An 8,248-nucleotide genomic window follows, 5' to 3' on the forward strand; every position below is an offset into this window, starting at 1 on the left:
AGCCATACCTCCCCATTTGGGTGAAATTTATCTTTCTTGGTATTACCATGAACAAAATTATCACCTCGATGAGTATTTTCTCGAAACTTTTTGTTAACTTTGCAGCCGAATCTTCAACTGCATCTTTAAAGATATCCATATATTGGTCAAGTCCTGTATTCATATAATTTTGCGTTTGTCGTGATTTGCAAAGTTACTGAAAATCAGCGACTTGACCAACTTTTTATAGTTAAGTTTTCATAAGCATTTCTTAATATAAGTTATTGATTTACAGACGATTAAATGTTAATTTAACGCAGTATTGATACAGAAAATAAGAGAAAAATAGTTGCAATTACGTTTGGTAGTTCAAAAGAAAACTTGTATCTTTGCCTGCAACTTATTGCTCCTGTCCTTAATAAGGAGACAAGGGTATGAACAGAAAAGACTATCAATGAAAATATGGAATGGCTTAAAATAACAACCAACAGCGAAATCATCCGGATTCCAACCGATGAGATCATTTTCATCAAAGGCGATGGAAACTACTCCGACATATTCCTTGCCAATGGCAAAAAAGAGAATGTGATCAGCCAGTTGCACGACCTGATGGACAAGTTGACTACTCTCAACTACAGTCCGTTCTATCGGGTAGGCAAAAGTCTCATCATCAACCGCGACTATATCTTCAAGGTAAACCCGGGACTTCAGAGAATCATCCTCTCCAATAGCCGACTGGAAAAGGATATCCTCATCAAGGCATCCAAGGAAGCACTTAAAAATCTGAAAGAGAAGTTGGAAACAGAAGATGAATTAACTGTAGAAAAGGAAGGAGGTAACTCATGAACGACGATAAGATTTTCATCCATAACTTCGATAGAGACAACAAGAAGGGCCTCATTATAGTAGATGATGACTCGGATATCATCATCGAGCAGGATGCGCCTGCATCAGACACAGAGGATTCTTCAGCCTCAACACCAGAAAGAACTCCCCATCCTCATCCCCATAAATGGAGATGGATAACCCTCAGCATCTTCGCTTCCGTGGTGTTCTGCTTTGCAGCATACGCCGGTTGGCGATTCTATAATTACTATTATAATATAGGTGTACCTATCTCGGTAACGCCCGAAGAGAACATTAAGAAATTGGCTGCCCCTCACAAAGGCGGCAAGCCTACCATCACGCTGTCTTCCGATTCCATCCTGGGCGTTGCGCTCAACATGTATCGCCTGGAAAATCTGCAAGCCGAGATTTCCCTGGTAGAACCTGATACCACCGACACGAGTGTATGGATGTACAGCCGAAGTGCCGACCACACCAGCACCAACGAATATCTGGGCAGTCTGGTGATGAACGGCAAGGAACTGGCATCGGATGTTTCCCGTCTGGGCTATTGTGCGATGGCGAATGGCAACATCGTGCTGGGTATTTCGAGAAGCGACAAGGTGAAGGATTACGTAGAGGAACGGGGCGGCAGTTTCTTCCGCCAATTCATCCTGGTATCCGATGGAGTATTGCCAGTCAAATTCCATCTTCACGGCAAGGTGGAGCGCCGTGCCCTGGCAAGAACTTCCGACGACCACCTATATTATATAGAGACCCGTCATCCAGAGACCCTTTGGGATTTCGCCGATGCCCTGCGCGAATACGGTTTCGCCGATGCCATCTACATCACCGGAGGCAAGAGCCACAGTTTCTATCGCACCCCCGATGGCAAACCGCATAATATAGGCGATGATGCCCAGCATCCTCATAAGAAATATCAGAAAATCGTGCCTTGGATTATATTCAAGGTACGATAGAGTGCTGGATAATAGAATTTTATCACCTCTTTTTGAAAAAAACGTTCAAAAGTTTTGCGGTTTCAGTTTTTAATCGTACTTTTGCAAAAAATCATAATCATTAATAAATAGGAGGATATAAATATGGCAAGACCAATCAAAGAAACGCCAATTCTCTATGGCAAAGCTGCACGTAAATTTGAAGAAGAAATGCAACGTGTTGAAAACATGACCAGAGAGGAAAGAATGGCTAACAGAAAAAAAGTAGAAGAAGGATGTTCTGCATTTCTTAAGACTGTAAAAGTTTGCATTTAAGCGATATGAAACTGATTAGATTAACAAAAGATACTATAATAAAGTCGTTCGACTGCGGAGATGCAGATTTGAACGACTTTATTTTAAATGACGCCAAGGCTTTCTTATCCAAAAGAATAGCCTATACCTTCCTTATCATCGATGGGGAAAATATAGTTGCATATTTCAGTTTACTGAATGATAAAGTTGCCAAAACAGATGCAGCCAATAATACTTGGAGAAAACTTAGGCGTAGTTTTCCACACGAGAAGCATTTCAGTAGTTATCCTGCCATAAAGCTTGGCCGTTTTGCAGTTTCAAAAAACTACAGAAGTCTAGGCATCGGCACAAAAATTATGGATTATCTCAAGATGCTTCTATTCAAAAGTGCAAGTTACTCAGCATTTCGTTTCCTAACGGTTGACGCTTATATCTCTGCCATACCTTTTTACGAAAGGAACAGATTCAAGACGCTACTTCCTGAGGAAGATGACGAACATACAAGGACTATGTATTTTGATATTTTGTCTCTTGATGAGTCATAATCATCCTCAAAGACTTCTTGCAATCCTCACACAACCCATGTTTCATGTAGAAGGTATTCTTGCCATGGGCATCCTGCATCAGGCACTTCGGGTCATTCTTTTTGCAATGCGGCAAGCCGCAAGAATGTAGGAACTCATGCGTTGTTACTTTCCAGAGATCATCCTTTCGTTTCAATCGGAAGGTTGAAACCACGCAGGCGTCACCTGGTCGGAAACTCAATCCCATGATTCCATAGTTGCAATGTCCGTGAATGGAAGTAGAGATGTCTCGATGCGTCAAACCTATCGTTACGATTTCATCATTACCACCATGCTCTTCATGCAGCATTTTCAGGATTTTCCCAGCCCAATACCTGTTTCTTGGTTTGTAGAGACATGAATCAGGTATTTCTTTCTTGTCTCCAACAAATACAGATGCCTCCACCCAAGCCTTTGGTTTCGTAATGATACCCAATTGCTTCACGAGTTCTTCTCTCAACTGTTCTGCCTCCTGATGTGAGAAATTTCCCAAAGGCTTTAACTCTATGACATAACCCAATGGAGGATCAGCAGGGAGGCTGTCTCCCATTCCCTCATTGCCATGACTCTGATTTCCATGGGAACAACCTGCTAAAAACAGGATTGAGATTCCAGTTATAAACAGCAATAACTTCTTCATAGAATATTCTTTTTATTTGTATTTTGCATAAATCAATACCGGTCTTCTCCTAGAAGATTCCTTGTATATCTGCATCACTTTCTCCACGCAGCTCCTTGATACAGTAAAGCAGCCACGGCTCTCTGTTCCCAAAGGAATATATTCCTTCTCACCGGAGAATCTTGTCACCTTGCCAGCAGAATGGATCAGGATACCACGGGCTTCTGCCAGATAATTGCTCTTGTCGAGACCTCTAAGGCGAACGCAGTTCTTGAACTTCATTCCACCTTTTCCTATCATGACATATCTTCCAAGACTCGTGCATCCACTTCCAGGAGTATTGCTGAACTTTGGTTGGGCATCCGTATTCCCTTTACCGCTTCCATGCATGCAATAGCTGCTCATCAGTCTTTTGCCACGCTGCAAGTCATAGATAAAGAACCTCTTCTTGCCAGATGGTTTGGAGAAATCCACCAGGATATAGTAATCCGTACTGTATCCTCGTCTGTCGCAATAATCTCTTACTTGCGTCAGGTTCTCACAAGCCACCTGATGATACCACTCTTTAGCATCCACCGTATTCTTGAAAAACGGTTTCGTGAACCTATTATAAATAGGTGGAACGAAAAGAACACCGATGACAAGCAGAACCAGTATTCCCAATATGATTAAAAACTTCTTCATAATCAGCTTATATGTAATCTAAAGATATTGACTTTTCTATTCTCTGACGCATGTAAGATTCATCTGCTGCTTAAGAAACTCGATAATCTCATTTCGCCTGTTTACCAAGACATAATGATTTTCTTCTGGAACAAAGAACAGCCCTGTATGGACACCCATCTTGCTGAGCCTGCTGGCCTGGCTTGGGATAAGAAATGAAGAGTTGTCCTCACCACCTCCAATCAGGTTCACGTTACATGGTACTTTCCTCAGTCCTCCAAGATTACAGGAGATAGATGTCAAACTCTTGAAATCCTTTGCATGGGATGAGTGCATGGCAGCCACTATCGCACTACCTCCATTCGAAAGACCCATCAAGTGAATCTGACGATGGTCGATATGATAGCCCATTCGCTCCAGGGAAGGTATGTAATAGCTGAAAATCTCATTGATATCACGATTTGTAAAGATGCCACTCATACTGCGAGTACCGATGCTTAGCACGATACTGTTGTTCAGGTCCTTCCAGATACCCTGATAGAGTTGCCAGTTGCCCAGGTATCCATGAAAGAATACAACCAGCGGATATTTGAATCCGTTCTCCTTGCTCCATCTTACATTCTCATCTCCATTAGGGTCGCAGATATAAACAGCCCTGTCACTAGTTCCGAAAGCCTCATTGAAAGCCTGCACATAGACGCCAGACATTGGATTATCCATACCAAGATTGTCATATGGAGTAAAGAAGTTGTGAATCTTTCCATTGGCAATATCCTGATTGGCTTGTGCAATAAGAGTGCCGCCAACGCCCATCATGCTGATTACAGGTCGGGCAATCATCAGGTTTCTAATACCAAAGTTCACAATCTCTTCCTCTGGAATCAGGGTATTGATGAGATATTGAGTAAGCGGTGGATGCTTAGCCTCTCCATTCTTATCCAGATAAACAAGTCTCACCCTGTCATTAGATTCGATGCGATAACGTGGCATTGCCATCCACAGGCATACGAAGAAGAGCATCCAATAAGGCTTCATCCCCCATTTCTGCATCCATGCTGGAAGTATCTCGAAGATGTGTTTCTTCCATACCAGGAAGAGCAACATCAACATGATGGTCTTGTAAAACAGAGAGGCAAACAATGCCCAAGCCACCACGAGCAATACAGATATAATACATTTCTTAGTCATGATTGATAATGTTTAAATTCAACTTTTAATATCCAAGACTCAACCCTATCCTTATAGCAGGGTAAAAATCCCGAGTGCAAAAGTAGAAAAAAAAAGCAAGTAATGATGCTATCCATACGTGGATTGTATCAAATACTCGCTTATGTGTATGAAATCATCAATGCCTACAGCATCAAATCCTTGATGGTTGTACCATTCATGAATCTGCTTAAATCTACCCTTTCTCCAATACCATGCAAATGTCCGGTTTCTGAATACTGCCAGATATTGCACTTTCCTCTGCCGTCGATAGAGGGTTGACTGGAGTTATAATTGGCAATGAAGAGATAATAGCGGTTAAACTTCGCCCCCATCTCCTTATTATAGAAGCTCTCGTTGCTATAGATGACAGGATACTTGCCATAGTGTTTCTTCACTAAATCAGCAAACACCTGTATGCTATCCTGCAGCTGTCGTCCCTTCCATCTTCCCTGGATGCCTTTCTCCTCCACATCCAATACAGGAATCAAGTCCTGTTCACTCTTCTTCACCATCTTTTGGAAATCCCGGAACTGAGCAGTTACTGAAGAGCCGGCAGACATCAGATGATAAGATCCTACCTTCACCCCATATTTACGAGCCAGTCTGATATTTCGGCGATAATGTCGATCCACATATCCTTTACCATGTGTAGCTCTGATATAAACGAACTTGATTCGCTTATTCTTCGCTATTTCCTCCCACTTGATAACTCCATTGTGTTTCGACACATCAATGCCGTCATATCCGCCATAAGTATAAGGTTGCCCTTTCAATCTATCAACGAACACATCAGAATAAGATGAAGCGATGCCCACCCATCGCTTCACCTTATATGGCGACACCACATACATGATTCCCAGGCCAACACCAGCCAACACAACCAGGCTGCCTAAGGAAACCAAAGTATATTTTAATCCTTTCTTCATTACATTTTATTTTTTAGTTGTTTTCAGGAGGACAAAGATAGTGAATTTATTCGAAACGGCATAGAAAGTTGGGGGATAAATGTATGAAATAGGGGGCTGGAAGTATGAAACCATCATCGCTTCTTTCCGAAGATGGCATTCAACACCATCTTCCCTACTTTTCTTTCTAATCCAGCCTTAGAGGTTGGAATCCCCGTCTCACGAGCAAACTTCTGCTTTGCTTGCGTGATACCTAGAGCTCGTTTTAAGGAGAAACTCACTCCAGGAATCTTAAACATCGCCATAACAACACGCTTTAGTTTTTTACATGCTCCGATATTCTAATGAACTTAACGATATCATCACTTCCCATGAATACTCGTGCTATATAATATGGTGTATCGGGGGACAATGTCTGCAAGAATTCCCACTGAGAACGCCTCATAAAGAATGGTATAGAATCAGCATTAGTAATTCCACGCTTTGTAGCCTTTGCATCACAATAACATACCACGTTATCATTTTGTTTGACCACAAAATCATAGCAAGGCTCATTTGTATCTCGACTTGCCCAAATCACACTGTATCCTTCACTCTTTGGATAAAGACCTTTCAACTTCTTATAGACAATTTCCTCTCCATAATCACCTTCCGCCAAATTCGCAAAAGAACTATCATCTACAGAATCTCCCAAAAGTAATGATAAAGCTACAGGCAACTTTTTGATGTTAGCCACCAACAATGCTAATTCGTCTTTTGTCAAATCTGCTGATGCCAAAGATGCCAAAGCCTCCAACTTTCCGCTCTGAGCAATAATCAATGCCTGTTCTCGCTGAGTATCGGAAAGCATATCCACCATCAAGGTTGCTCGTCTTGGATAGTACCACTTATACCAACTCTGTAACTTTTCCTTCGCTAAATCAGAAGCAGACATCCATTTATATAACTCATTCAAAGAATGAGCGATTTTTGATATATCTCCCTTATTAGCTATATATATATCCGCTATTTCATCATCTATTTACGAGAAATTTTCTCAACATCATAAGCTTGATTGACTACATCTACCGAATCATAGGTTTTATCCATTAATTCTGTTTCTATCTTTTCACCTTTGTATTCGTAGAGCTGATTGTATATTGTTTTCAACTCATTTGGTAATGCGTTATCAACATACAACTCTGAATTCTTCTTCAATTCACCCAACTGGTTCGGAATCAATGATTTTTCCGCAAAAATATACTTATTGCAATCTTTTAGATATGCCAAACTTTCTTTTAACCAATTATTCACTTCATCAACTCCTTTTCCGAAAGAATACAACTAGCCGTTGACTGAATTTTGTCTGCCAACATTTGATAAGTATATTCTTGGTCTTTGAACAAGACGAAATCCGTTGCATCAAACCATGCTTGATAATCTTCCTCGACTGGAAGCACACTGCTTGCAACAAAATGAGCTTGCCCATACAACTTAACATCTGCTTGAGAATCACGAAATGGAATTCTTACTTGTGAGAATGGAATAAGTCGCCATCACTATTCTTGACAATCGCACGCTTCATCAACTGTTGTTTATAGCCCTCTATGCCTACCTCACAAAACTTCGTTCTCGAAGTTTGAGAACCATTATACCTCTTAGCCATCTTTGTAAGATGGTAGGCATTTCGTAATTTGTTCTTCTCCACATAATTCAGCACTATCTCAAACAAATGTACAGAATCCTTTAATATCTTTAAATTCTCTGGATTTGCCGTAGGATCAAATGCTATTCCATCACGTTCCTGTTCTGGCTCAAACTCCAAGCTATTCAATATAAAAGGCATACCGATATTTTCCATACCGACTAAAGGTAAACCACAAAACATTCTTGACATGCCTTCAGGATATGGCATTATATGATTCTCTTGATATTGAAAAGCTGTTGATGTATCATTATAACAAAATACAGCAAAATCCAACTCTTCAAGGCAGCCATCTTTCATTACAGAAAATGACAACTGATTTTCCGTTTGACTTTTTCGCTCTATTTTATAAGAATGGTTTCCATTGCGATTATCCTCAATCGTTACACTTACCACCCTGTCCATAAAACATAACGTATATGGAAGAACAGAATATAGATACCTCAGTTCGGGATAATAATCTCAGCCTAAAGGCTTTATAATGTTTTTATATAAGGGACACAGTGGCTTGGCAACCATCTATATATCTTGGATGGTTGCTGAGACAA

At 40.8% G+C, this 8,248-nt stretch carries 12 protein-coding genes; 4 read left to right on the top strand and 8 right to left on the bottom strand.

Translation table 11 applies throughout. The features are described from left to right. Positions 1 to 441 precede the first annotated feature (441 nt). The 4 genes from DW830_RS14700 (at position 442) to DW830_RS14710 (ending at position 2,602) form a co-directional block, all read left to right on the top strand. The gene (locus tag DW830_RS14700) at positions 442 to 825 is read left to right on the top strand and encodes a LytTR family transcriptional regulator DNA-binding domain-containing protein (protein WP_119250408.1); all 384 of its coding nucleotides are present in this window, start codon (positions 442 to 444) and stop codon (positions 823 to 825) included. Further along, on the top strand, positions 822 to 1,784 hold the full coding sequence (locus DW830_RS14705) for a phosphodiester glycosidase family protein (RefSeq protein ID WP_119250409.1): 963 nt from the start codon (positions 822 to 824) through the stop codon (positions 1,782 to 1,784). The genes DW830_RS14700 and DW830_RS14705 overlap by 4 nt, the downstream gene beginning before the upstream one ends. 123 nt (positions 1,785 to 1,907) lie before the next feature. Then, on the top strand, positions 1,908 to 2,078 hold the full coding sequence (locus tag DW830_RS15975) for a hypothetical protein (protein WP_153113362.1): 171 nt from the start codon (positions 1,908 to 1,910) through the stop codon (positions 2,076 to 2,078). Positions 2,079 to 2,083: 5 nt separating this feature from the next. Continuing rightward, complete coding sequence (locus tag DW830_RS14710; protein ID WP_119250410.1) at positions 2,084 to 2,602, top strand: GNAT family N-acetyltransferase; 519 nt, start codon at positions 2,084 to 2,086, stop codon at positions 2,600 to 2,602. Here DW830_RS14710 and DW830_RS14715 read toward each other — a convergent pair. From DW830_RS14715 to DW830_RS14745, 8 genes are all read right to left on the bottom strand, one after another. Beyond that, complete coding sequence (locus DW830_RS14715) at positions 2,565 to 3,260, bottom strand: hypothetical protein (RefSeq protein WP_119250411.1); 696 nt, start codon at positions 3,258 to 3,260, stop codon at positions 2,565 to 2,567. The genes DW830_RS14710 and DW830_RS14715 overlap by 38 nt on opposite strands. Positions 3,261 to 3,272: 12 nt before the next feature. Continuing rightward, positions 3,273 to 3,923 carry a murein L,D-transpeptidase catalytic domain-containing protein gene (locus tag DW830_RS14720; protein WP_119250412.1) on the bottom strand — a complete coding sequence of 217 codons (651 nt, stop codon included), beginning with the start codon at positions 3,921 to 3,923 and terminating at the stop codon, positions 3,273 to 3,275. A gap of 36 nt (positions 3,924 to 3,959) precedes the next feature. Further along, positions 3,960 to 5,090 (bottom strand): hypothetical protein, encoded by a 1,131-nt coding sequence (locus tag DW830_RS14725; protein WP_119250413.1) that lies wholly within the window; start codon positions 5,088 to 5,090, stop codon positions 3,960 to 3,962. Between the two features lie 164 nt (positions 5,091 to 5,254). Further along, complete coding sequence (locus DW830_RS14730; RefSeq protein ID WP_119250414.1) at positions 5,255 to 6,037, bottom strand: glycoside hydrolase family 25 protein; 783 nt, start codon at positions 6,035 to 6,037, stop codon at positions 5,255 to 5,257. A gap of 113 nt (positions 6,038 to 6,150) precedes the next feature. Further along, entirely contained in the window at positions 6,151 to 6,315 is a 165-nt protein-coding gene (locus tag DW830_RS16160) for a hypothetical protein (protein ID WP_199656162.1), read from the bottom strand. A 17-nt stretch (positions 6,316 to 6,332) separates the two neighbouring features. Then, positions 6,333 to 6,971 (bottom strand): hypothetical protein, encoded by a 639-nt coding sequence (locus tag DW830_RS14735; protein ID WP_147487279.1) that lies wholly within the window; start codon positions 6,969 to 6,971, stop codon positions 6,333 to 6,335. Between the two features lie 62 nt (positions 6,972 to 7,033). Next, positions 7,034 to 7,309, bottom strand: a complete 276-nt coding sequence (locus DW830_RS14740; RefSeq protein ID WP_147487280.1) for a hypothetical protein — start codon at positions 7,307 to 7,309, stop codon at positions 7,034 to 7,036. Between the two features lie 214 nt (positions 7,310 to 7,523). Continuing rightward, positions 7,524 to 8,096, bottom strand: coding sequence for a hypothetical protein (locus tag DW830_RS14745; RefSeq protein ID WP_147487281.1), 573 nt, complete (start codon positions 8,094 to 8,096; stop codon positions 7,524 to 7,526). Positions 8,097 to 8,248: the final 152 nt, after the last annotated feature.

The sequence above is a fragment of the Prevotella sp. AM34-19LB genome, from assembly GCF_003468525.1.
In the GTDB taxonomy this organism is placed as follows: domain Bacteria; phylum Bacteroidota; class Bacteroidia; order Bacteroidales; family Bacteroidaceae; genus Prevotella.

Coding starts and splice junctions, on each gene's coding strand:
- DW830_RS14700 (WP_119250408.1), top strand. CDS start 442: ATGGAATGGCTTAAAATAACAACCAACAGCGAAATCATCCGGATTCCA.
- DW830_RS14705 (WP_119250409.1), top strand. CDS start 822: ATGAACGACGATAAGATTTTCATCCATAACTTCGATAGAGACAACAAG.
- DW830_RS15975 (WP_153113362.1), top strand. CDS start 1,908: ATGGCAAGACCAATCAAAGAAACGCCAATTCTCTATGGCAAAGCTGCA.
- DW830_RS14710 (WP_119250410.1), top strand. CDS start 2,084: ATGAAACTGATTAGATTAACAAAAGATACTATAATAAAGTCGTTCGAC.
- DW830_RS14715 (WP_119250411.1), bottom strand. CDS start 3,260: ATGAAGAAGTTATTGCTGTTTATAACTGGAATCTCAATCCTGTTTTTA.
- DW830_RS14720 (WP_119250412.1), bottom strand. CDS start 3,923: ATGAAGAAGTTTTTAATCATATTGGGAATACTGGTTCTGCTTGTCATC.
- DW830_RS14725 (WP_119250413.1), bottom strand. CDS start 5,090: ATGACTAAGAAATGTATTATATCTGTATTGCTCGTGGTGGCTTGGGCA.
- DW830_RS14730 (WP_119250414.1), bottom strand. CDS start 6,037: ATGAAGAAAGGATTAAAATATACTTTGGTTTCCTTAGGCAGCCTGGTT.
- DW830_RS16160 (WP_199656162.1), bottom strand. CDS start 6,315: ATGTTTAAGATTCCTGGAGTGAGTTTCTCCTTAAAACGAGCTCTAGGT.